The following is a 23,037-nucleotide window of genomic DNA, read 5'->3' on the forward strand; positions in this document are numbered from 1 at the left end:
TCTTCCTCCTTCTAGGGCGCCCGCTATTTGACGCCACGTTTCAGGGGTTGTGCGTGGCCGTTCGACGTCGGACGGCCACGCACCAGCGGCACAGCGCGCTGATTACTTCGAGTAGTACTCGACGATCAGCTGTTCCTGCAGCGGCACATCGATCTGCGCGCGCTCGGGCTCCTGGTGGACCAGGATCCGCAGGCGGCCCGGGAGCACCTGCAGCCAGCCCGGCACCGGGCGCTCGCCGAGGGTCTCGCGCGCGACCTGGAACGGCAGGGTCGACAGCGACTTCTCCTTGACATCGATGATGTCGTACTGGCTCACCCGGTAGCTGGGCACGTCGACCTTCACGCCGTTGACCAGGAAGTGGCCGTGGCTGACGAGCTGACGGGCCTGGCGGCGGGTGCGAGCCAGACCGGCGCGGTAGACCACGTTGTCGAGCCGGGTCTCCAGCAGGCGCAGCAGGTTGTCACCCGTCTTGCCCTTCTGGCGGTTGGCTTCCTCGTAGTACCGGCGGAACTGCTTCTCCATGACGCCGTAGGAGAAGCGCGCCTTCTGCTTCTCCTGCAGCTGGAGCAGGTACTCGCTCTCCTTGATCCGCGCGCGGCCGTGCTGGCCGGGCGGGTAGGGGCGACGCTCGAACGCCTGATCGCCGCCGACGAGGTCGACGCGCAGACGACGCGACTTGCGGGTGATGGGTCCGGTGTAACGGGCCATGTCGTTCTACCTTCCTTTCCCGCTAGACGCGACGCCGCTTGGGCGGACGGCAGCCGTTGTGCGGCTGCGGGGTGACATCGGAAATCGTGCCCACTTCCAGGCCGGCGGCCTGCAGCGAGCGGATCGCGGTCTCGCGGCCCGAACCCGGGCCCTTGACGAACACGTCGACCTTCTTGACGCCGTGCTCCTGCGCCTTGCGGGCCGCGTTCTCGGCGGCCAGCTGGGCGGCGAACGGGGTCGACTTGCGCGAACCCTTGAAGCCGACGTGACCCGAGGACGCCCAGGAGATGACGTTGCCGTTCGGGTCGGTGATGGACACGATCGTGTTGTTGAACGTGCTCTTGATGTGCGCGTTGCCGTGCGGAACGTTCTTCTTGTCCCGGCGCCGCGACTTCTGGGTCTTCTTGGGGCCGGAGGCCCGACTCTTCGGAGGCATGCTGTCCCTACTTCTTCTTGCCGGCGACGGTCTTCTTCGGACCCTTGCGCGTCCGCGCGTTGGTCTTGGTGCGCTGGCCGCGCACCGGCAGACCGCGGCGGTGCCGCAGACCCTGGTAGCAGCCGATCTCGATCTTGCGACGGATGTCGGCCTGCACTTCGCGGCGCAGGTCACCCTCGACCTTGAACTCCGAGGCCTCGATGTAGTCGCGGAGCTTGGTCAGGTCGTCATCGCTGAGATCCTTCGACCGCAGGTCCGGGCTGACGCCGGTGGCCTCGAGGATCTCCTTGGAGCGGGTACGGCCGATGCCGTAGATGTAGGTCAACGCGATCTCCATGCGCTTCTCGCGCGGGAGATCGACGCCCATCAGACGTGCCATGGTGGCAGTTCCTTATCGGTGTGGCGGAGGTCTGCTCCCTGTCCGTCCCCGCGTCTCGAGTTGGGGCACCGGCCTCCGTACCGGTGGTTGGCGTGCACACCCCGGGCTGTCCTCCGTGGGAGGGACCCGAATTTCCACAGCGTGCCGCTGGAGCTGGGAGTTTCTTCACTGACTTGTGGCCAAGCCGATCATGCGATCGGTGCCCGGCGGTGCTTCCCGATCAGCCCTGGCGCTGCTTGTGGCGCAGGTTGTCGCAGATCACCATGACCCGCCCGTGACGGCGGATCACCTTGCACTTCTCGCAGATCTTCTTGACGCTCGGCTGAACCTTCACGTCCGTCCAATCTGTTGCGGGTTCACTGGGGTGTGAACACAGTTTTTCCCCAGTCGGCGACTGGGGAAGTCTTCATTCCGTTCCGGGCGCGGCGGATCGCTCCGACATCCCGCCCGGACCCACCCGGGCCGTCCCGGCGGACCGGGACGACGGGCTCACTTGTAGCGGTAAACGATGCGACCGCGGGACAGGTCGTACGGCGAGAGCTCCACGACCACGCGGTCCTCGGGGAGGATACGGATGTAGTGCTGCCGCATCTTCCCGCTGATGTGCGCGAGAACCTTGTGCCCGTTCTCGAGCTCGATACGGAACATCGCATTGGGCAGCGGTTCGACAACCCGACCCTCGACCTCGATGGCCCCGTCCTTTTTCGCCATGTCCTCCGCGATCCCGGTTTATGCTCAAACCTGGTTTGATTGCCTGGCTTCTGCTTGGATGGACCGGTCGGGTGTTTCCCACCGGCGGCACGCAAACAGTCGGCGCATAGGTGCACCGCCGCTCCAGCTTACCGACCGCCGCGCGATCCGGCAAAAAGCACCCCCTCCGACCCCCGGGCGCAGCGGCGCTCCCTGGCCCACGAGGGCGGTGACCCGTCCCGTAAACTGGGCGCAGTCCAGGCATCGGTCGAGCAGATCTAGGGGGATGTGTTGAGCCGTAGTGACGACGGCCTCCCCATGCTGCCACCCTGGTTGTCCGAGAGCGAAGCCGGCGGCGGCTACGAAGCACCGGTCCAGAATCTCCCGCACGAAGACCTCATCGACGACGCTCCCGAGCGCAAGCGCGGTCGTCGCCGCCAGTCCCCCGACGGCAGGCAGGACCCCGGTCACAGCGCGGGCCGCAAGGACAAGAAACGCCGCGGCTGGTTGGGGCGCGACCGCGACGCCGACAAGCCGGAACCGGCCCAGGGGTGGACGGAACCCGATCCACGGTCCGGCGGGTCGTGGGGGAGTCCGGCCTTCGACGGGCCAGGCGGCTCCGCGTCGTTCGATCCCGCGTCGTCCGATCCCGCGTCGTTCGATCCCGCATCCCACGCGCCCGGCACCGACCGGGCGCCGTCCGGATACGGGCAGCCCGGTACGCAACCGGAGCCCGCTGGCCCGTCCGGGCCGATCGCGGGTCGCCCCGGGCCGAACGAGACCCAGCCCAACGGGACGCACCCCGGCGAAATGATGCCCGGCCCCGGCTTCGGACAGCCGCCGCTTCCCGGCCACCCCGGACAGGCCCCGCTCGACCGCGCACCAGCGCCCTACTCGGGTCCCACCCCGTACTCCCCCGGCACACCCGCGCCCGGCCCGGGACCACACGGCCACCCCGCAGGCTTCACCCAGCCGCCCCATCCCCAGGACGCACCGTCCGGCCCGATCCCCGGCCATCCCGGCGGGGAGGGCGGCGCACCGGTGTTCGCGCCGGGATCTCGTCCGGCAGGGCCGCCCCCGAACGCGGCGCCCGGCGTTCCGGCGCCCTCCGACACGAGCCACGGTGGGCCGATCGGAAGTGGACCGATCCCCAGCGGGCCGGGTTTCAGCGGGACTGACCAGGGCAGCTCGGATTTCAGCGGGCCGGTCCCCAGCGGGCCGATCCCCAGCGGGCCGATCTCGAGCGGGCCGATCCCCAGCGGGCCGATCCCGAGCGGGCCGGTATCGGGCGGGCCCATTCCTGCCGGTCCGACCCCGAGCGGCCCCATCCCCAGCGGGCCGATATCGGGCGGCCCCACTCCTGCCGGTCCGACCCCGAGCGGCCCCATCCCCAGCGCGCCGATATCGGGCGGCCCCACTCCTGCCGGTCCGACCCCGAGCGGCCCCATCCCCAGCGGGCCGACCCACGGGATGGGCGCACCCGGTGGCGTGCCGGGCTCCGATCCGAGCGGATCGGTGGGCGACGGGCCCGCTCTCGGTGGGCCGTTCGGGGGTCGGGGGATTCCGGGTGGGTCTGCGCCCGTGGGGCCGGGTTCCGTCCCCGGTGTTCCCGGGTCGGGCGGCGAGCCTTCGCCGGGAGCGGTGGGGTCTCGGGCGAGCGCGGGAACGTCCGCGGTGCCGAGTCTTCCGACTCGTCGGCCGAGCCAGCCCTCCGAGGCCTTCCAGCCGTTGGGCCGCCGCTCCCCCGCGCCGCCCGGCACCGCCCCCTCCGACCGTGCCCCGGGCGCCACGCCGCCGGGTGGATCGGCGCCGGGCGGCGCGCCGATGGCCGCCGGTGCCACCGCCGCGGAGAACCCCGCAACCGGTGCCCCGTCGTCCACGGCCACCGACGCGGCGGACGACAGTGCGCCGCGACGGCCTCGGGCTCTGCCGGACCTACCGCCACCGCCACCGGGAATGCGGTCGCCCGCATCGTCTTCGACATCGGAGCCCGCCTCACCTCCTGACGCGTCCGATCTCCCACCCGCCTGGTCGGGAGCAGACGGCACCACGCCTCCCGCTCCCACGAGCACTACGGCGACGACCGACCCGACCGCGCCCGACAACGGCACCGCGCCCGGAACTCCCGCGGTGCCCACCGGCCCCGCGGTCCCGACGAACGCCGACACGCCCCCCGATGCGGGCGCGCGGGCAAACATCGACCGCCCCGCGGATGCCGCCGCGCCCGAAGCAGTTCGGCGAACTCCGAACCCCACCGCACCCGCCACCGCGCACGCCGATGCCGCCACACCCGCAAACCCGGCGGCCCCCACAGACTCCAGCGCGCCCCCGAACGCCAATGCACGCGCAAACGCCAGCGCGCCCGCGAATGCCAGCGCGCCCGCAAATACCCACGCGCCCGCGCATGCCAGCGCGCCCGCAAATACCCACGCGCCCGCGCATGCCAGCGCCCCCGCAGATACCCACGCGCCCGCGCATGCCAGCGCCCCCGCAGATACCCACGCGCCCGCGCATGCCAGCGCGCCCGCAAATACCAGCGCGCCCGCGGATACCAGCGCGCCCGAATCGCTTCGGCAACCCGCGACCCCCACCACAGCCGCAACCACCGCGCACGCCGACACCGCCACATCCGCAAACCCCGCGGCCCCCACAGACTCCAGCGCCCCGACGAACATCGGCGCGCCCGCGGATACCGCCGCACCCGAATCGCTTCGGCAATCCAGTACCTCCCCCGCATCCACCGCGCGCGCCGACGTCGGCGCTCCGCCGAATCCCTCGGCGCCCATCCAGTCCACGCCGCCCGCACACTCCGCGGCATCCGCAAGCCCCGCCCCGCCCGCAACCACCGCGGCGTCCACGAACCCCACCGGGCCTACGAACACCCCCGCATCCACGGACTCCACTCCGTCCGCCGGTGCCTCCGCGAGTGGTGCGCTCGCTCCCCGGCCGGGTGCGGACAGTTTCAGCGGCAGCGCGCCGATCGACGGGTTCACCCCGGTCGATCATCGGGCGGGGCAGCGTTTCGGTCCGGGTGATCGGCAGGCACCGTCGGCGGGCGCGGAAACCGGTGGCAGGCACCGGCTGCCCACCGGCCTTCCCGGACCATCTCCCGACAGCGGCGTCGCGGCGCATCGCGCCCCGGTGAGCGATCAGCCCGCACCGGGTGTCCTCGGACGCGACCCGAATGTCTTCGCCCAGGCCCCGGCCGATCCGTCGATGCCGGGCTGGAACCAGCCGCAGCCGAGCGTACCGCCGGACTCCCCCTACGGCGCTCCCGCCGCGCAGCAGGGGTACCCGGTCGCACCGCCGTTCGCGGCGGCACCGGGCAACTACCACATCCCCGGCGACCGGCGACCCGGCGAGCCCGGCTACCTGCCCGAGCCCGGATACCCGTCGGCGCCCGGCGAACAGCACCCCCCGCAGTCCGGGCAGCCCCCGGTGCAGGCGCAGGTCGCACCCGCTCCCCAGGCGCCGCCACCGTCGAGTACCCCGCCGTGGAACCCGGCGGGTGGCGCATCCCAGTGGGGTCAGGTGCCGCCGCAGGCGCCGCAGCCCGGCCATCCCTCCCTCGACGACGTGCCGATGCGACGGGCCAAGCGCGCGCCGGGCAGCGGCTGGCGCAAGGCCGTGCACCACATGTCCGGTGGCGCGATCAATCCGGGCATGTCGGCCGAGGAGCGACGGCTGCAGGAGCTGGTCGCGCGGATCAGGCAGCCGGTGCGCGGTGACTACCGGATCGCGGTGCTGTCGTTGAAGGGTGGCGTCGGCAAGACGACGACCACGATGGGCCTCGGCTCGATCTTCGCCTCCATCCGCGGCGACCGCGTGATCGCGGTGGACGCCAACCCCGACTTCGGCACGCTCTCGCAGCGGGTGCCACTGCAGACCAGGTCGACCGTGCGCGATCTGCTGCTCGACCCGTCCATCGAGCGCTACTCGGATGTGCGTAGGCACACCTCGCAGGCCACCAGCCGGTTGGAAGTGCTTGCCAGCGAACGCGATCCGGCGGCGTCGGAGGCGTTCAACGACGAGGAGTACCGGGCGGTCGCGCGGATCCTGCAGCGCTTCTACAACATCATCCTCACCGACTGCGGCACCGGCCTGATGCACTCGGCGATGGCGGGTGTGCTTGATCTGGCGCATTCGCTGGTGCTGGTGTCCTCGGCGGCGATCGACGGCGCACGCAGTGCCGCGGCGACGCTGGACTGGCTCTCGCTGCACGGGCACGACCACCTGGTGCGCAATGCGGTCGTGGTGATCAACCTGCCGCGCGAGGGTTCACCGAACGTCGGGGTGCAGCAGTTGCGGGAGTACTTCCTCTCGCGCTGTCGCGCGGTGCACATCATCCCCTACGACCAGCATCTGTCCGAGGGCGCCGAGATCGATCTGCACCGGTTGAGCAAGCAGGCCAAGCGGGCCTACGTGGAACTGGCCGCCACGGTGGCCGACCAGTTCGGCGTCGACCACCGTCGCTATCACTGACAGCGGCGCGGTGCCCGGGCCCGCCGGTTCACCATTCGGGTAGTCGTCGGCGTCCGGCGACGACCTCGCGGACCAGGGCGTCGTAGGCGTCGGCCAGTTCGGCGAGGTGGTGCCAGGCGCCGTGCAGCATCTCGTCGTGGGCGTCCAGGGTGACCAGCGCGTGGTGGGCGCGGACGGCGGATTCGGCCAGCCGGTCGATGACGGCGCCGACGGTTTCGGTGTGCAGGGTGGCGCCGAGCCGGTGCTGGGGCACGCTGCGCAGCACCCAGTCGTCGATGGCCATCACCAGTTCGCCACGGCGGCGCTGGTTTTCGAGGATGACCGCCGGATCGGATTCGATGGAGCCGCCGCGTCCGACCAGGCGCCGTTCGTGCAGAACGGCCAGATCCCGCGCGAACCACAGCAGCGGACCGCCGACGACGCGGTGCCCGCGACAGGCCCGCACGAGCAGATCCGAGGAGGGGAGCACGCCGGGGGCATCGGCCCCGACCGCCGGACCGGCGCACGCCGTCGCCGGGGAGATCGCCATCACGACCGTGGATGAATCCGAACCTGCCACGTTGCCTCGCCATTCCTAGCCGCACAACACCGGATCAGGACGTCCTCACAATAGACGCGGGCAGGCCGGGGTCCAAGCGCGCCACACGGCGTCTTTCGTATGTCGCACAGCGATTTTCCGATCGCACACCGACCGGTCGTTTCCTCCTCAGAGCGGTGGCAGATGCGCGATCTGCACCATCTCCTGACCGCGTGAGCGCGAGACCAGCACGCCGCGGCCGGGCGGCAGTTTGGTGGGCCGCACGTCGCCGAGCAGCTTTCCTTCGTCCCGTGGACCGCTCATGATCAGGGTGTCGACGGACATGTTCTTCATGGTGCCGAGCACGCCGTCGAACAGCGCGCGGGAGGCGCCGCCGATGCGCCGGGCGACGATCAGGTGCAGGCCGATGTCCCGGGCCTGCGGCAGGTATTCCACCAGCGGCAGCAGCGGGTTGACGCCGGTCGCCACCATGTCGTAGTCGTCGACGACGAGGTAGATCTCCGGGCCGGTCCACCAACTGCGTTCGCGCAACTGCTGCGGGGTGATGTCGGAGCCGGGAATGCGCTGAGACATGTACTTGGCCAGGCCGTTGAGCATCTTGCCGGAGGTCTGCGAGGAGGTCGAGTAGCCCGCCAGGTGGTCGCCCTCGACCAGGCCGAGCATGGTGCGCCGGTAGTCGATGAGGATGACCTTGGCCTCCTGCGGCGTCGAGTTCTCCACCACGCCCATGACGATGTTGCGCAGCAGGGTGGTCTTGCCGCACTCGACGTCGGCGAAGGCCATGAAGTGCGGTTCGGCCTCGAAATCGATCACCCAGGGGGCGAGTTCGTTCTCGCCGAGGCCGACGACCACCTTGGTGGGGCTGGGCTTCACATCGTGGTCGGCGGCGATCGCGAGCACGTTCTCGCGGCTGATCTCGAGCGGCAGCATGCGCACCTCGGGCGCGCGCCTGCTGCCGTACATCTGGACCAGGTCCTGTTTGGCCTGCGCGACCCCGTCGGCGACGGTGGCGGCATCGGAGCTGGAGTCCAGCCGCGGCAGCGCGATCAGCATGTGCAGTTGCTCCGGGGTCAGGCCGCGGCCGGGCCTGCCCATCGGCACCAACGCGGCGGTGCGCCTGCCCATCTCGGAATCGGTGGGATCGCCCAGGCGCAACTCCAGCCTGGTGCCGATCTGATCCTTGATGACCGGGCGGATCTCGCCCCAGCGCGAGGCGGTCATGATCAGGTGGATGCCGTAGGACAGGCCCTGCACGGCGATGGCGTTGATCTGGGGTTCGAGCACGTCGAACTCCTCGCGCATCGCGGCCCAGCCGTCGATGACGAGGAAGACGTCGCCGAACTGGTCGGCGGCCAGCGGGTCGCGGGCCGGGTCGGCGGCGGTGCCGTTGATCATCCTGGCTTCCAGGCCCGCGAACTTGCGCCGGCGGAACTCGGCCATCGATTCGATACCCAGTTCGGTGAAGCGTTCCTCGCGCTGGCGCATCAGCGTGGTCAGCTCGGCGACGGTGCGGCGCACCCGGTCGCTGTCCAATCGGCCCGCCACCGAGCCGACGTGCGGGATGCCGGACAGGCCGGCCAGGCTGCCGCCGCCGAAATCCAGGCAGTAGAACTGCACCTGCTCGGGCGTGTGGGTCGCGGCGGCGGCCATCACGATCGTGCGGACGGTGGTCGACTTGCCCGACTGCGGACCGCCGACTACCGCGACGTTGCCCGCCGCGCCGGCCAGGTGCACGGTGAGCACGTCGCGGCGCTGCTCGTAGGGCTTGTCGATGATGCCGATCGGCAGCCACAGCTGACCGTGCCGGTTCACCGGCGAACGCCAGTCCGGCTCCGGCAGCAGCATGTCCACGCTCGGCGATTCGTCCAGCGGCGGCAACCACACCTCGTGGGCGGGGCGGCCGTGGCCGGTCAGGCGTTTGACGACGACCTCGAGCAGGGTGTCGGGTAGGCCCTCCTCCTGCGTGGGTGCCGCGGGCGGCGGGGGCGGCAGCTCCGGCAGGCCGGACCGGACGGCCGACGCGGGTTCGCTCGGGGCGGTGATCTCCACGGGCGCGGCGGTGAACAGCGTGGGGCTCTGCCCGCCGACGGTGCGCCCGTCGACCTCGCTGGTACCACTGGGTGAGACATAGGGACCCGAGACGTAGGTGGCGTTGAAGCGCAGCGGGTCGTCGGCGTCGCTCTTGAGGTAGCCGGAGCCCGGCACGCTGGGCAGATGGTAGGCGTCGGTGATGCCGAGGACCGCGCGTGATTCGTTGGCCGAGAAGGTGCGCAGACCGATGCGGTAGGACAGGTGCGAGTCCAGTCCGCGCAGCTTGTTCTCCTCGAGCCGCTGCGAGGCCAGCAGCAGGTGCACGTGCAGCGAGCGGCCCAGGCGGCCGATCATCACGAACAGGTCGGCGAAATCCGGTTTCTGCGACAGCAGTTCGGAGAACTCGTCGACGACCACGAACAGCGCGGGCAGCGGGTCCAGCGGCGCACCCGCGGCCCTGGCCTTCTCGTAGTCGGTGACGTTGGCGAAATTGCCCGCCGCGCGCAGCAGTTCCTGACGCCGGTTCATCTCACCAGCCAGCGCGTCCTTCATGCGGTCGACCATCGAGAGTTCTTCCTCGAGGTTGGTGATGACCGCGGCGACGTGCGGCAGCGGCTCCAGGCCGAGGAAGGTGGCGCCCCCCTTGAAGTCGACCAGCACGAGGTTCAGGTAGTCCGGGGAGTGCGTGGTGACCAGTGAGAGCACCAGCGTCCGCAGGAATTCGGACTTGCCCGAGCCGGTCGCGCCGATGCACAGCCCGTGCGGGCCCATGCCGTTCTCGGCGGACTCCTTGATGTCGATCTCCACCGGGGTGCCGTCGGGCGTCACGCCGATCGGCACCCGCAGCCGCTCCCGGGCGGTCCGCGGCCGCCACACCTTGGCCGGGTCGATCTGGGCGGCGTCGGGGATCTTCAACAGCGCCATCAGTCCGGGGTCGGCGCGGGTCTCGTCGCCGAGGCTCACGATCTGGGCGGCGGTGGCGATCCGGTAGCGGGCCAGCCCGCGCCCGAACGCCTCGGATTCGGCGATGCTCACTTCGTCGGCGACGGCGAACTTCTCCACGCCCGCGGCGCTCTTGGCGCTCACGTCGCCGTCCTCGACCACCAGTTGCAGCCCGCGCCGCGCGGCCAGGCCGTTCTCCGGGGCGTTGAGGTCGAGCACGGTCACCGCGTCGAGGCCGGATTCACTGATCAGGCGCTCGGTGCCGTTGACGTAGCCGTCGTCGATCACGACCACCAGGTGCAGCCGCCCCTGCGTGGGCTGCGGATTGCGCATGAACCGGCCGCGTTCGAGCAGTTCGTCGTTGAGCGCGGTCTCCAGCTCGCCGAGCGAGCCGTACATCATGCGGGCCGAACCCATGCCGTCGCGGGCGGTCGGATGTTGCAGATGCGGAAGCCATTTCAGCCACGCCCAGGTCGGCGCGTCGGGATCGGCACACACCACCGCGATCGCGACGTGGTCGGGTCCGTGGAAAGCGGTGAGTTCCATCAGCATCGACCGGACCAGTGTGCGCGCCTGGTCGGGGTCGCCGCCGATGTTGACGGCCGGGAACGCGCGCAGCGAGACCGCGGTGGGCAACTGGTGCACCACCGAATGCGTGCGCACGAACCGGCGCAGCGCGACGGTGGAGACGGGTTCGAGGTCTTCGAGCGGACCGGTCTCGGGCCGGGCGAGCTTGGTGGCCAGCCGGTGACTGCCGACGCCGACCCGCACGTGCCCGAAGTCGGGGTCGTTGGGCCTGCGCTCCCACATCCGCCTGGTGCCGATCACGGAGACGAGATCGCGCGGCTCCGGATGGCTCCACAGCAGCGACTCGAGCTGCTTCTTCCCGGTCCTGCGCACGTCCTTGCGCATCTGGTCCAGGTAGCGGAAGTAGTCCTTGCGTTCCTCGTTGAGTTCGGCCGCGGTCTTGGAGGTGCCGCCGCGATAGCCCATCATCATGCCGACCATCGACATGATCATCATCATCGGGAACATCATCGCCATCGGATTGGCCAGCAGGTTGCGGCCCATCATGGCCATCATCGCGATCATGCCGACCACCGCGATGACCATCACCACCGGCATGAGCTTCATCAGCAGCGGCGCGGGCAGCGGCCGAGGGATCTCCGGTGGCGGATTGAGCGCGACCTCACCACCGGGCGCACGCGGCGGCGCGATCCGCGGACGACGCACGAAACCTTCGGTAACCATTCGCTATCCCTCGGTGACTTCCCGGTCGAGGACTTCCCGATCGAGGTGGTCCAGGTCGAGCTCGCGCCGGTTGCGGAACGGAATCGACAGGGCCGCGCCGACCCCCAGCACCGCCAGGCTGGTGATCGAGCCGATGACGGCGACCCGGCGCGGGAGCGGATCGGGGCCGGGCGGGCGGGCCGGTTCGGCCAGCGGACGCGGGGTGTCGGCACCGGCGTGCACGGGCTGGTCGGGCAGTTCGGCGGTGAGTGCGGCGACCGGGTCGATCAGGCCGTGGCCCAGCTTGTCGTCGCGTCCGGTGCCCGGCGCGTGCGCGGTGCGGACCACGCGGTCGATGACCTGGGCCGCGCTGAGCTCGGGGAACCGGGCGCGCACCAGGGCGACCAGGCCCGACACGTACGGCGCCGCGAAGCTGGTGCCCTCGATCGGGCTGATGCCCTCGCTGGTCTGCACACCGTCGACCAGCCCGGTCCCGCCCGGTTTGCTGTCCAGCGAGACGATGCGGCGCCCGATCGCCGCGGCGCGCACCCACGGGCCGTGCAGGGACAGCTCCGACACCATGCCGTCGGGATCGATGGAGGCGACCGAGAGCACGTACGGATCGAACCAGGCCGGGCTGGCCACCGTCTGCACCGACGACCAGCCGGGCCGCTCGTTCTGGGTCTTACAGGCGCCTTCGGAGGTGAGGTTGCCCGCGGCCGCGACCACCACGACGTTGCGGTCGAAGGCGTACTTCACCGCGGCGCCGAGGGCGGCGTCCTCGGGTGTCGCGCCCGCCGCCGAACAGGCCACCTCGGAGATGTTGATGACGGTGGCGCCCATGTCGACCGCACGCACCACGGCGCCGGCCAGGGTGAGCACATTGCCGTAGCCGGAGGTCGTGATGGCCCCGGACTGCTCGCCGGAGCGGCGGTCCTTGGGCTCGTAGGCCAGGCTGAGCTGGCGGATGGCGAGGATCTCCGCGTCGGGGGCGACCCCGGCGAAGGCGTCGTCGGGGCTCGGCGCGGCGGCGATGATGCCCGCGACCAGCGTGCCGTGGCCGTCGCAGTCCACGGTGCCGTCGGTGTCGGCGACGTAGTCGCCGCCCGCCTGCAGCGCGCGCAGCCGCGGATGCCGGTTGACGCCGGTGTCGATGACGGCGACCTTCTGGCCCGCGCCGCGGCTGAACTGCCAGGCCGTGGGCAGGTCGAGCACGGCCTGCGCCAGTGGCGGTTCCACCGGCGGCGCACCGGTGAGGATCGGCTCCGCGCACACCGATCGCTGCTCGGTGGGCTCGAGCGGGGCGGGCCTGCCGCTGATGGCCAGCGCCGCGCCCAGGGCGCCGTCGTCGACGACCGGCGGCCCGATCGCCGCCGCCGAGGCGGGCAGGGCGAACACCGCCGCGCCGAGAACCACGGCGGCGCCGACTGTTCCGGCGGCGCGGCGCAGCCCCAGCCGCCGGTTCATAGGTTCAGGTTCCTCGCCATCGAGTAGATGCCGAGCAGCCACAGCGCCAGCGGGATGATCGCGCAGATCAGCAGATATTCGAAGATCTCACCGGCGCGCCTGGTGACCGGGGTGATCTCGATGTGCGGACCGATCACACCGAAGGCGACCACGGCGGCGGCCAATGCCAGCAGCAGCCCACCCGAGAGCAGCCACAGCCCGGAATCGCCGAAGGCCAGGGCGGTGAGCAGGCCGGCGATCACCGACGCACCCGCCACGATCAGCGTGCCCGCCTGCACCAGATCGGCGAACGCGCGGCCGCGCAGGCACAGGATGATCGCGGTGATCACGGCCAGGGTGAGGCCCTGCCACCGCACGTGCCCCAGCGGGTCGGCGGTGCCGAGCGCGCCGACCGCCGCGACGACGGCCGCGCCGATCACCATGCCGGTCTGGTACTGATTGGCGGCCCTGGCGCGCTCGCCGAGCCCGACGGCCGAGGGCAGCGCGGTCGCACCGATCGCACCGATGCCCTCGATGGTCGGGCGCTGCTCGTGGTCGGCCGGGTCGATGGCGGCGCCCGCGGTCGGCACCGGCGGCACCGGCAGCCGGGCGGCGACGGCGGCGAGCCGCGGGATCATCGACAGCAGGATGATGGCGCCCACCAGCAGGCCGACCGCGATCCGGGGCAGCGGCGTGTCCCACACCATCCGGACCAGTGCCGCCACCCCGCCGAACAGCGCCAGCGTGACCGCCGCCGCGCAGAGGGTGGCCCCGACGCCGGTGGCACGGTACAGCCCGACGGCGATCACCAGGCTCACCGAGCAGCCGAGCATCAGGTGCGGGCTGCCCAGCTCACCGGGCACGAAAAGGGCGGCGCCGCCGAAGAACAGCAGCAGCGCCGTCAGCGACAGCCACAGCGCGGTGAGCCGGTCGTCGTACTTGCGCACCGCGATGACGGCGGCGGCGACCGCGGCCAGCCCGGCGCCGGTCGCGAGGAACGGCGCGGCGAGGCCACCACCGTGACCGCGGCCGATGGCGAACAACCCGAGCGCGAGCAGCACCACCGTCACGCAGGCGGCCAGGCCGGTCCAGCGGGCCGACCGCGGCGACCAGCTGTGGTGGTCTTCGGCGGTCAGCCGGGAGACGGCGTCGATGACGTCGTCGAACAGCGCCGGCGACTCCTTGGCCGTCACCGAGCGCAGCACCAGGAGTTCGCCGTCGTAGACCTCGGCCTCGGTCAGCGTGCGGCTGGGCGGGATGGCGTCGCGACCGAGCCGGGCCAGCGTCCAGTGCTGGGTCTCGAGCGGCGCGGCGCCCTCCTCGCTGTCCACCGGGTCGGGGTTGCGGGATTCGATCAACGCCACCAGATCCCGCATGAAGGTGGCGATCGGCACCGTCGCGGGCAGGCCCACATCCACCTGGGTGTTGCCGCCGATCACCGAGACACGGCACAGTTCGGGCTCAGCGGCTACCGCGCCGCTGCTCAGCGATTCGGTCAATTGCTGAACGACCCCAGTTCCCTACTGAACAAATCCCGACCATTACACGACCCTTGCGCATTCGCGCGCTGCGGGTACACGCGTTGCGGCGGACCGGCAGCGAAACCTAATGTATCGGACAGACTCAACGCACGCGATCGGTAGGCTGGCTGAAATATGAACGCAGGCAGTATCACTGGTGAACAGCTCGGGGGCCGGTTCCGATGAGCGGCAACCGGCAGGCTCAACGCGCCTTCGACGCGGGGGTCCTCTCGCTGGGCCTCACCATCGACGGCCAGGAGTCGACACGCGATCTCGAATACGCCAAATTGGCATTCCAGCGTGCCACCGAATGGGATCCGACGATGTGCGACGCCTGGCTCGGGCGCGCCGCCGCCGGTGAGGTGACCGGCGAGGTACTGCACAACCTCTACAAGACCAGCACCACCACGCTGTTTCGTGAGCAGCGCCGCCTCGGCCTGCCGCCGCGGGCGCTGTCGGGCCGGTTCCTCTCCGGTCTGTACATCGACTACCCGCTGGCCAGCTACACCGAGATCTGGCTGGCCAAGGCCGCGCACCTGATCTCGGAGAAGGAATTCGGCGAGGCCGAGCAGGTGCTCGACGAACTCGCCGAACACCGGCGCCGGGTGAGCACCCCCGAACCCGAGCGGGTCGCCGACGACCGGATCTGTGCGTATGTGCGCGGTGTCCTGCACTTCACCACCCAGCGCTGGCCCGACGTGATGTCGGTGCTGGCCGGCTCCGCGGAGTGGGACGACCCGTATCTGGCCGCCGGCGCGCACGTGATGGTCGGCACCGCCTGCGCGCAGCTCGGCCTGTTCGGCGAGGCGATCCGGCGGTTGGAGCAGGCCGAGGCGGGGCCGATCCCGGCGGCGCGCACCACCGCCATGTACAGCCGCGGCCTGTGCCTGCGCGAAACCGGCGAGGAGGACAAGGCGCAGGCCCTGTTCGAGAAGGTGTATTCGCAGTCACCGGATTTCGCGGCCAACACCGCGGCCATGCGCGACCGCACCTACCGCATCACGGTCACCACCAAGGAGGTGATCGACGCCCGCACCGACAAGTGGGATCCGGCCTCGGCGCCCTCGGCCGAGCAGATGCGCAACGCCGACGCCGAGGACCGCGCCAAGAAGATCCTCGCCGAGGCCCGCGCCGAACTCGACCGCCAGATCGGCCTGGAGTCGGTGAAGACGCAGGTCGCCAAGCTCCAGGCGACCGCGCAGCTGGCGAAGATCCGTGCCGAGAAGGGCATGGCGTCGGTACCGCGCGGCAACCACCTGGCCTTCACCGGCCCGCCCGGTACCGGCAAGACCACGATCGCCCGCGTGGTCGCCAAGATCTACTGCGGGGTCGGACTGCTCGAGACCGACAAGGTGGTCGAGGCCAAGCGCATGGATTTCGTCGGCCAGCACCTGGGCAGCACCGCGATCAAGACCGACAAGCTGATCGACAGCGCGATGGACGGTGTGCTGTTCATCGACGAGGCGTACACGCTGATCCAGACCGGGCTGTCCGGCGGTGACGCGTTCGGCCGGGAAGCGGTGGACACCCTGCTGGCCAGGATGGAGAACGACCGCGATCGGCTGGTCGTCATCATCGCGGGCTACGACGGCGAGATCGACCGGCTGCTGGCCGCCAACGACGGCTTGGCCTCACGCTTTGCCAAACGCCTGCAATTCCCGTCCTACACCCCCACCGAGCTGGGCCAGATCGGCAAACTCATCGCCTCCTCGCGGGATTCGGAACTCTCGGACGAGGCGCTGGCACTGCTGGAACAGGCCTGCGACGGGTTGTACCACTCCGAGCGCATCGATCAGAGCGGTCAGCCGCGGCGCGGCATCGACCTGGCGGGCAACGGGCGCTTCGTGCGCAACGTCATCGAGGCCGCCGAGGAGGAACGCGAATTCCGGCTCGCCAACGACGATTCCCTCGATCTGAGCACGGTGGACGCGTCGGTGCTGATGCGCATCGAGGCCGCCGACATGCGGGCCGCGCTCGCCGGGGTGCTGTCCTCGCTCGGAGTGACCGACCTGCCGACCGCCTGAGCGGGTCAGCGGCCGGAGGCGGCAGCGCAGCATCACCACGCAGGCCGCCCCGCTCAGGCGAAAATCCAACACCGCCTGAGTGGGTCAGCGGCCGGAGGCGGCAGCGCAGCATCACCACGCAGGCCGCCCCGCACAGGCGCGATCAAACACCGCCTGAGCGGGTCAGCGGCCGGAGGCGGCAGCGCAGCATCACCACGCAGGCCGCCCCGCTCAGGCGAGATCCAACACAGCCTGAGCCGCATCAGCGGGTGGTCGGCAGGGCGTCGTGCTGGACCAGCGCGTCGGTGGCCGACAACGTCGGACCGGGCACCAGTTGCCCGATGACGGCCCACGGGGCCAGCCGCGGTTCCTCCCCGAGTCCGAGCACCGCCGCGGTGGCCAGATCCGGGATGCCGTAGCGGATTCCGTTGTCGGCCACGTAGAACAGGCTGCCCCGGCGGGGACTGCCCGGCTCCATGCCGGTCACCTGGACGAACTCCCCCGACGACGGGCGCAGGTAGGCGGTGTCCACGCGGTCGCCGATGCCGTCGGAGGTCGCCAGGGTGACCGGAAGGGCCGATTCCGGCATCGGCGTGCGGGTGCCCGCCAGCAGCCGCACGGTGGCGCGGTCCGCGCTGCCCTCGGCGGTGGCGTCTTCGGTGGGGTCGGTCTTGCCCCAGGTCAGGCAGCTCACCGGCGCGTCCTCGGCGGACACGATCCGCGGCGCGGTCTCCGGGAAATGGTCCACCGGCAGCGTATTCAGCAGCGGGATACCGGCCAGCACATCCGGGGGCATGGTCTTGATCTGGCTCATGCCCTGGGAGTCCGCCGTGCGAATGACCTCGGCGGTGAAGGCGCTGACGCGCTGCACGCCGTCGGCGAGCACCACGTACAGCTCGCCGGAGCCGGAGCCCCCGACGGAGATGACGCCGCCGACCGGCACCTCGGCCAGCCGGCCCGGCCCCGGCTTGCCCGCGTCCGGGATATCCGGCGCGGCCAGCGGCGGCACGGCGGCGGCCGCGTCGAGCAGTCCCGCACCGACCGGGCGCGGCCGATGCCCGGACAGGTCGAGGGCCCGCGCCATCACCGAGTTGCCCGGATCGAGCGCGGCGCGTTTGCCGTCGTAGAGCAGGTAGGTGCGGTCGGCGCGGCGCACCAGCACGGCCTCGTCGGCACCCAACGCGCGAATGCGCTCGCTGAGCTGCGGTTCTCCCGCCACGACCGTCGTCTGCACGCCCGTCGCCGAAGCCGCGCTGCCGGTGACCGACAACGCCACGGTGTCGCAGATGGTCCAGTCGGAGCGGTCGCCCTGCGCGGAGCCGGGCAGCGCCGACGGCGCACCGGGAATGCCGAGCAGCGGGCCGCGCGGCTCACCGGCGAGCTTGCTGTCCTTGACCGAATGCGGCGATTCGCTGCTGCCCGCGATGAGCCGGGCCGAGGCGAGGTTGAGCACCGGATGCAGCCTGCGCTCGCCGTCCTCGCGTTCGACCACCACGTAGAGCGCGCCGCTGTCCTTGCCGACGACGATCAGCGCGTCACCGATGGCGCCCTGCGGGCGCAGGAACGCCATGATCGCCGCGCCCGCCACCACCAGCAGCCCGATCACCGCGCCGACCATCAGCGAACGGGCCTGCGACCGCATGGGGTCGTGCAGCATCCGCACATCCCGGCGCACCAGGGCGTGATCGAGCCTGCGCAACAGAAATCGGTATCCGTTGACCTGAGCCTTCGTGGTCAGCTGAGCGGGCACGTGGTCTCCATCGAATGCTTGGCTCCATCGAATGCTTCGCGGCCGGTTGTCCGGTGATTCTTTACAGTATCGCGGGCACGGGCGGCGTGCCCGGCCAGGCGGTAGGGTGAGCACGAAAGATGCCGCCGGAGCGGGTGATCCGGTGCGCGCTCGGAGCCGATCAATCGTGGACGAGGCCGTGAACGAACCGAATTCCGAATCCGCGCACAGCGCGCGAGCGAACGGAGAACCGAAATACGGTGAACGCCGCATTGCGTGACCCGGAATTCTGGTTGTTCCGCCATATTCCGTTGCGCTACATGATTCCGCTGGCATTGTTCGCGGCCTTGGCGGCCTGGGTGGCCACCGCATTCGACGCACCCGCCGCCGTGATCGCGATCGTCGTCGCGGTGGTGCTGATCGCCGGTGCGGCGCCGGTGCGGCGGCGCCACCCCCGCAATGTGGTGGGGATGATCGCGCGGGCTATCGCGTTCCGGCGTCGCCGGGTGCGGCCGGACAAGCTGCCCGCGGGCGGCGAGGCGGTGGACGTGCCGTTGGCCGAGGGCGGCAGCTACGGCGTGCGCTGGGACAACGGCCTGCTGATCACCATGATGCGGATCGACCCGCCGCCGGACGCGCTCACCCTGCTGCGCCGCGGTTCGCTGAGCACCGACCAGGTGCTGCCGCTCACCGAGATCGGCCGGTGCCTGAGCCAGTTCGACATCCAGCTCGCCTCGATCGACGTCATCAGCACCGGCGCACGCACCGCGAGTAACGGCATCGTCGCCCGCCTCTACGACAGCATCATCGGCCCGCTGCCCGCCATCGCGCACCGCACGGTGTGGCTGGTGCTGCGGCTCGACCCGCTGGCGAACGTACGCGCGGTGGACAATCGCGGCGGCGGCGCGACCGGCACCCTGCGCACCGCCATCATCGCCACCCGGCGGGTGGCCAATCGGCTCGCCGCCCTCGACATCTCCACCTCGGTGCTGACGGCGAGCGAGATGAACGCGGCCGTGCGGGTGCTCACCCGCGGTGTCGCCCTGGAGGACTTCGCGGAGACGCCGCACTCGCTCGTGCACGACGGTGTGCACCTGACCAGTTACGAGATCGGCCCGGAACTGATCGGTTCCCGCGGGTTCGCCGACATCTGGGCGACCCCGAGTATGAGCACCACGGTCACCGTGCGGTTGCGCCCCGGCGAGCAGCGGTCCGCGCAGCCCGAGGACTCCCCGCCGATCACCCTGGGCGCGCTGGTGCGCTTCGACACCGAGGCCGAGCCGGCCGCCCCGCCGGTGGCCGGTCTGCGGCCGCTGCCGGGACGGCAGTTCCGCGCCCTGCTCGACTGTCTGCCCGCCCAGTTCACCGGGCACGACGGCGTGAGCGACTACCGCGGCCCGCTCGACGCGCTGGACGGCATCGCGTTGCCGACCGCGGGCTGTGGCCAGCTGATCGGCGCCGACGAACTCGGACAGGGCATCGCCGTGCCGTTGATCGGCGAGGGCACCCGGCACCTCGAGGTGATCGGCAAGCTCGACCTGGCTCAGCAGGTGATCCTGCGCGCGATCGCGTTGGGCGCGCACGTGGTGGTGCACACCGACCGGCCGGAGGCGTGGCATTCGATGGTCGTCAACGTCGGTGACCCGTACGCGCTCTCGCTGGCCCCGCGCTTCGCGGGCACCGGCCATCCCCCCGCTCCCCCGGCCGCCGCCACGCCGGGTCCGTTCCCGGCCGCCACGGTCATCGTCTTCGACGGCATCGCGCCGACCGCGCAGGCCGGTGGTGCCACGATCGTGCACGTGCGCGCACCGCACGCACCGGCGAGTGCGGTGGACGCCGATGTGGTGCTGATCCAGGATCCCGCGGCGCCCAACTCCATCACCGTGCGCACCTCCACCGCGACCACCACGGTCACGATGGTCACCACCCCCGACGAAATGCGGTACATCGGCGAATCCCTGGTCGCCGCGCGCTGATCCGCGCGCACGACAACGGCCGGCCGACACGGTGTCGACCGGCCGTCGTGGCCCCGGGCGCTCAGAAGCTGAAGCCGTCGCCGATCTTCTGGTCGGTGCCGAGCGCGCGCTGCAGCGCGTTCTCGACGGCCGCGGCCACCTTGTTCAGGATGACCAGGGTGTCGCCGAACTCGTTGTCCCACTTGGACTTCACCGTGGTGAAGCCGGCCAGCGCCGCGTTGCCCTCCCAGGCCTGGGACAGCTTGGCGGCGGCGGTCTCGAGGTTTTCGCCCTCCTGCTGGAGCTTGGCGTAGTTCTCGTTCAAGTTGTTGAACAACTCGGTCATCGTGGCTTCGTCGTAAAGCATGTGGTCGGACATAATCCCGCCCTTCGTCTAGTGGAGTCTGTGTCCTGGAGGATCAGGCGAGCCGCAGGCCGCCGAACTCCTCGTAGCCCTGCGCGTCCATCTCACGCAGCTGCACGGTGCCCGTGCCGACCTGCTGCTCGATCTCGCGCAGCACGCCGTTGAGGCGGTGGGTCTCGGCGTCCCATTCGGCGACGGCCTGGGCGAAGGCCGTGTTCGCCTCGCCCTTCCAGCCGGCGCGCGCGGCGTCGACGGCGGTGTCGATGGCGGCCAGCGTGCGCTGGATCGCGTCGACGGCGTCGGCCATCTCGTTCTTGGCGGCTTCGGCTATGTCGTGCTGTGCTTGCACCATGACGTGTGCACCTTCCTTCTGGGTGTATGCGGTGTGCCAGAAGGTGATGCCGGGACGGCATCACCCGAGTCGGAGATGATTACTGCGGTAGCCACCTCCCCCCGGGCAAGGTTTCGATCAGCCCGGAAATCGCCTGGGCGACACGGTGATCGGTGCCCGGTGTGACGGTGGACCAGACCTGCTGGTCCGGCGCGATCCCGGGGGCGACCACGATGCGGCCACGACCGGTCTCGTACACCACGGCCGCGCAGGGCGGTCGCGTGGTCACGCCGTCGACGTGCGCGTAGGCGACGATCTCGGCGTAGGCACGGCAGGACTCGAAGGCGAGTCCGTAGCGGGGGGCGTCGCGCTCGGCGACGCCGAGGGCGTAGACGGCGTCGGTGAAGTCGGCCGACGTGCGCGCCGCCGACAGCCGCTCGGCCAGTTCGGCCGCCGGTGCGCTGAACGGCGCGACGTCGGCGGGTTCGGCCGGGCCGAGCGCGCGCAGCAGCGCGGCCACCAGCGCCGACCCGGACTCGTCCGACCAGGCGGGCTCGATCCGGATGTCGTCCCCGCGGCGCAGCGCCAGCGCGTGCCGCTCACCACGCAGCGCCAGGCACAACCTCGTCGGCGCGCCGTCACCGGGGTAGACCCGGGCCACCAGCTCGCGGTCCGGCTGGGCGAGGACGTACATCGCGTCGGCCAGTTCGGGGTCGACCTCGCCGTACCCGTCGATCAGGCCCGCGCCGGTCAGATCCGCGACGGCGCGACGCTGGGCCGCGGTCCACGCGTCGTAGGTCTGCTGGCGCGGGCCGATGCCGAGCACCAGCGGCATGGTCTGGATGCCGAGCCGTTCGGCGAGGGCGAGCACGCCGTCGTTGGTCAGGGTCGTCACGGCGCGCTCCCGGTCGTTCCGCGATCCTGCGGCACCGCACCGGGTTCCGGCGCACCGAGCACGGCGGGCGCGGCGACGATCCCCAGTTCGGCGCCGAGTGCGTCACCGACGGCGGTGGCGCCCGACGGCGATTCGTACTCCTGTTCCTGGGCGGCCGCCGCGGCGCCGACCGCGCCGGGCACCAGCGGCACCGCCGATCCGCCCGCGGGCACCGGCTGCGGCGCCGGCGCGGTGTGGGTGAGGGTTTCGGTCTCGGCGGACTGCACGAACACCGGCGCCTGGTAGGCGGTCTTGGCGCGCGGAATCGCGCCGAGGCCGTAGCCACCCGCGCGGACGACACCCGGCGCCGCGGGCGGCACCGCGCCGGCGGTCACGGGTGGCGCGGCGGCGGCCGTCTGCTCGGCCGCCAGCGCCGCGGGCGAGACGAGTGCGGGCGGTTCGCGCTGCTCCCACGGCATCGCCAGCGGCTCGGTCGCGGCCTCGTAGGCGCGCATCACCCGGGAGGCCGCGGCCTTGGCCACATCGGCATCGGCGTCGGTCTCGGCGGCCACCGCCCGGATGGGCGCGCCGAGCCCGGCGGTCATCGCCTCCAGCATGCGCTTGGCCTCGGCCAGCGCGGCCAGCTCCCCGCCGTCGGGCATCGCGAGCCGGGCCACCTCGTAGGCGGCGGCCTGGGCGTGCGCCTTCGCCGCGTGATCGGCGGCCGCACCCGCCGCCTCGATCAGCCAATCACGGAGGCCGGTCACCTTCTCGAGCACATCCCGGCTGGTGGTCGACTGCCACGCGCCCCGGAGGGTCGCCATCACCAGCTCGTATTCGACCACCGCCGCGCCGAAGCTCTCGGCGAGCCTGCCCCACGCCGCGCCGGCTTCGGCGAGCGGGACGGAGCCGGGACCGGTGCGCAGCTCACGCGCCATCCGGTCCGGCTCCATGGCCTCCCAGACGACCCCGGTGAATCCGGGCTGCGGTGGTTCGATCATCGTCGTGCTCCGTACCGGGTCCGCCCGGATCTCAGGCGGCACCGCCGGAACCGGCGCCACCGAAATCGGCGGTGTTGTCGTCCTCCGCGCGGCCGAACTCGTCGACCTGACCGCGCAGGACGGCGGCCAGCTTGCGTAGCTCGAGCACGCCCGCGGTGGCGTTCTCGGCGTAGTTCGCCGCCACCTGGTTCATGGTCTGCGCCGCGCGCGTCGACACCGCGTCCAGCCCCGCGGGTTCGACCGTCAGGGCGGGTTCGTTGTCCCGCAAGCCCTGTTCGAGCCGGTCGGCGAGGTCGTCGAGCCGCGTCGCCACCTCCCGCGCGACCGTCGGGTCGAATTGCACTCCCGCGAAATCCACTCCACCGCGAACCATGCCGA

General features: G+C 71.3%; 18 protein-coding genes. 3 read left to right on the top strand and 15 right to left on the bottom strand.

Annotated elements, in window-relative coordinates:
* Positions 1 to 102 precede the first annotated feature (102 nt).
* The 5 genes from rpsD to infA all read right to left on the bottom strand — a co-directional run bounded on the left by rpsD (position 103) and on the right by infA (position 2,234).
* Positions 103 to 708 (bottom strand): 30S ribosomal protein S4, encoded by a 606-nt coding sequence (gene rpsD, locus AMO33_RS16070; RefSeq protein ID WP_011207366.1) that lies wholly within the window; start codon positions 706 to 708, stop codon positions 103 to 105.
* 22 nt (positions 709 to 730) lie between these two features.
* Positions 731 to 1,144 (bottom strand): 30S ribosomal protein S11, encoded by a 414-nt coding sequence (gene rpsK / locus AMO33_RS16075; RefSeq protein WP_011207365.1) that lies wholly within the window; start codon positions 1,142 to 1,144, stop codon positions 731 to 733.
* A 7-nt stretch (positions 1,145 to 1,151) separates the two neighbouring features.
* Complete coding sequence (rpsM, locus tag AMO33_RS16080) at positions 1,152 to 1,523, bottom strand: 30S ribosomal protein S13 (protein ID WP_011207364.1); 372 nt, start codon at positions 1,521 to 1,523, stop codon at positions 1,152 to 1,154.
* Positions 1,524 to 1,743: 220 nt separating this feature from the next.
* On the bottom strand, positions 1,744 to 1,857 hold the full coding sequence (gene rpmJ / locus AMO33_RS16085) for a 50S ribosomal protein L36 (protein ID WP_011207363.1): 114 nt from the start codon (positions 1,855 to 1,857) through the stop codon (positions 1,744 to 1,746).
* Positions 1,858 to 2,012: 155 nt separating this feature from the next.
* The gene (gene infA / locus AMO33_RS16090; protein WP_003418601.1) at positions 2,013 to 2,234 is read right to left on the bottom strand and encodes a translation initiation factor IF-1; all 222 of its coding nucleotides are present in this window, start codon (positions 2,232 to 2,234) and stop codon (positions 2,013 to 2,015) included.
* 3,060 nt (positions 2,235 to 5,294) lie between these two features.
* Between infA and AMO33_RS16095 the strand changes: the two genes are divergently transcribed.
* A complete protein-coding gene (locus AMO33_RS16095) occupies positions 5,295 to 6,695 on the top strand; it encodes a nucleotide-binding protein (protein ID WP_420846024.1) in 1,401 nt (466 codons plus the stop codon).
* Between the two features lie 28 nt (positions 6,696 to 6,723).
* On the opposite strand, the gene AMO33_RS16100 is transcribed toward AMO33_RS16095, so the two are convergent.
* The 4 genes from AMO33_RS16100 to eccD form a co-directional block, all read right to left on the bottom strand.
* A complete protein-coding gene (locus tag AMO33_RS16100) occupies positions 6,724 to 7,224 on the bottom strand; it encodes a DUF4254 domain-containing protein (RefSeq protein WP_041559843.1) in 501 nt (166 codons plus the stop codon).
* A gap of 177 nt (positions 7,225 to 7,401) precedes the next feature.
* Positions 7,402 to 11,457 carry a type VII secretion protein EccCa gene (eccCa, locus tag AMO33_RS16105; protein WP_060593111.1) on the bottom strand — a complete coding sequence of 1,352 codons (4,056 nt, stop codon included), beginning with the start codon at positions 11,455 to 11,457 and terminating at the stop codon, positions 7,402 to 7,404.
* Positions 11,458 to 11,460: 3 nt separating this feature from the next.
* On the bottom strand, positions 11,461 to 12,903 hold the full coding sequence (mycP, locus tag AMO33_RS16110; protein ID WP_060593112.1) for a type VII secretion-associated serine protease mycosin: 1,443 nt from the start codon (positions 12,901 to 12,903) through the stop codon (positions 11,461 to 11,463).
* Positions 12,900 to 14,381, bottom strand: coding sequence for a type VII secretion integral membrane protein EccD (gene eccD / locus AMO33_RS16115; protein WP_060593113.1), 1,482 nt, complete (start codon positions 14,379 to 14,381; stop codon positions 12,900 to 12,902). Before eccD ends, mycP begins: the two co-directional genes overlap by 4 nt.
* Positions 14,382 to 14,584: 203 nt before the next feature.
* On the opposite strand from eccD, the gene eccA reads away from it, so the two are divergent.
* Positions 14,585 to 16,426, top strand: coding sequence for a type VII secretion AAA-ATPase EccA (gene eccA / locus AMO33_RS16120; RefSeq protein WP_060593114.1), 1,842 nt, complete (start codon positions 14,585 to 14,587; stop codon positions 16,424 to 16,426).
* A 241-nt stretch (positions 16,427 to 16,667) separates the two neighbouring features.
* Here eccA and eccB read toward each other — a convergent pair whose 3' ends face one another.
* Complete coding sequence (gene eccB, locus AMO33_RS16125) at positions 16,668 to 18,155, bottom strand: type VII secretion protein EccB (RefSeq protein ID WP_060593115.1); 1,488 nt, start codon at positions 18,153 to 18,155, stop codon at positions 16,668 to 16,670.
* A 239-nt stretch (positions 18,156 to 18,394) separates the two neighbouring features.
* Here eccB and eccE point away from each other — a divergent pair, with 239 nt between their 5' ends.
* Positions 18,395 to 20,110, top strand: coding sequence for a type VII secretion protein EccE (gene eccE, locus AMO33_RS16130; protein ID WP_060593116.1), 1,716 nt, complete (start codon positions 18,395 to 18,397; stop codon positions 20,108 to 20,110).
* Positions 20,111 to 20,171: 61 nt separating this feature from the next.
* Here the strand turns inward: eccE and AMO33_RS16135 are convergent, their stop codons facing one another.
* The 5 genes from AMO33_RS16135 to AMO33_RS16155 form a co-directional block, all read right to left on the bottom strand.
* Positions 20,172 to 20,456 carry a WXG100 family type VII secretion target gene (locus AMO33_RS16135; protein WP_041560670.1) on the bottom strand — a complete coding sequence of 95 codons (285 nt, stop codon included), beginning with the start codon at positions 20,454 to 20,456 and terminating at the stop codon, positions 20,172 to 20,174.
* Positions 20,457 to 20,508: 52 nt separating this feature from the next.
* On the bottom strand, positions 20,509 to 20,805 hold the full coding sequence (locus tag AMO33_RS16140; protein ID WP_011207353.1) for a WXG100 family type VII secretion target: 297 nt from the start codon (positions 20,803 to 20,805) through the stop codon (positions 20,509 to 20,511).
* A 79-nt stretch (positions 20,806 to 20,884) separates the two neighbouring features.
* On the bottom strand, positions 20,885 to 21,679 hold the full coding sequence (locus tag AMO33_RS16145) for an ESX secretion-associated protein EspG (RefSeq protein ID WP_011207352.1): 795 nt from the start codon (positions 21,677 to 21,679) through the stop codon (positions 20,885 to 20,887).
* Positions 21,676 to 22,659: a PPE domain-containing protein gene (locus tag AMO33_RS16150; protein ID WP_011207351.1), complete on the bottom strand. Its 984-nt coding sequence runs from the start codon at positions 22,657 to 22,659 to the stop codon at positions 21,676 to 21,678. Before AMO33_RS16150 ends, AMO33_RS16145 begins: the two co-directional genes overlap by 4 nt.
* Before the next feature lie 31 nt (positions 22,660 to 22,690).
* Complete coding sequence (locus AMO33_RS16155; protein WP_060593117.1) at positions 22,691 to 23,032, bottom strand: PE family protein; 342 nt, start codon at positions 23,030 to 23,032, stop codon at positions 22,691 to 22,693.
* Between the last annotated feature and the right edge of the window lie 5 nt (positions 23,033 to 23,037).

Source organism: Nocardia farcinica, assembly GCF_001182745.1.
Classification (GTDB): domain Bacteria; phylum Actinomycetota; class Actinomycetes; order Mycobacteriales; family Mycobacteriaceae; genus Nocardia; species Nocardia farcinica.

What these genes read in the sequence shown, in the direction of transcription:
- AMO33_RS16155 (WP_060593117.1), bottom strand. Translation starts at nt 23,032, where the DNA reads ATGGTTCGCGGTGGAGTGGATTTCGCGGGAGTGCAATTCGACCCGACG.
- AMO33_RS16140 (WP_011207353.1), bottom strand. Translation starts at nt 20,805, where the DNA reads ATGGTGCAAGCACAGCACGACATAGCCGAAGCCGCCAAGAACGAGATG.
- rpsD (WP_011207366.1), bottom strand. Translation starts at nt 708, where the DNA reads ATGGCCCGTTACACCGGACCCATCACCCGCAAGTCGCGTCGTCTGCGC.
- AMO33_RS16150 (WP_011207351.1), bottom strand. Translation starts at nt 22,659, where the DNA reads ATGATCGAACCACCGCAGCCCGGATTCACCGGGGTCGTCTGGGAGGCC.
- AMO33_RS16100 (WP_041559843.1), bottom strand. Translation starts at nt 7,224, where the DNA reads ATGGCGATCTCCCCGGCGACGGCGTGCGCCGGTCCGGCGGTCGGGGCC.
- AMO33_RS16135 (WP_041560670.1), bottom strand. Translation starts at nt 20,456, where the DNA reads ATGCTTTACGACGAAGCCACGATGACCGAGTTGTTCAACAACTTGAAC.
- mycP (WP_060593112.1), bottom strand. Translation starts at nt 12,903, where the DNA reads ATGAACCGGCGGCTGGGGCTGCGCCGCGCCGCCGGAACAGTCGGCGCC.
- infA (WP_003418601.1), bottom strand. Translation starts at nt 2,234, where the DNA reads ATGGCGAAAAAGGACGGGGCCATCGAGGTCGAGGGTCGGGTTGTCGAA.
- rpsK (WP_011207365.1), bottom strand. Translation starts at nt 1,144, where the DNA reads ATGCCTCCGAAGAGTCGGGCCTCCGGCCCCAAGAAGACCCAGAAGTCG.
- eccA (WP_060593114.1), top strand. Translation starts at nt 14,585, where the DNA reads ATGAGCGGCAACCGGCAGGCTCAACGCGCCTTCGACGCGGGGGTCCTC.
- rpsM (WP_011207364.1), bottom strand. Translation starts at nt 1,523, where the DNA reads ATGGCACGTCTGATGGGCGTCGATCTCCCGCGCGAGAAGCGCATGGAG.
- eccCa (WP_060593111.1), bottom strand. Translation starts at nt 11,457, where the DNA reads ATGGTTACCGAAGGTTTCGTGCGTCGTCCGCGGATCGCGCCGCCGCGT.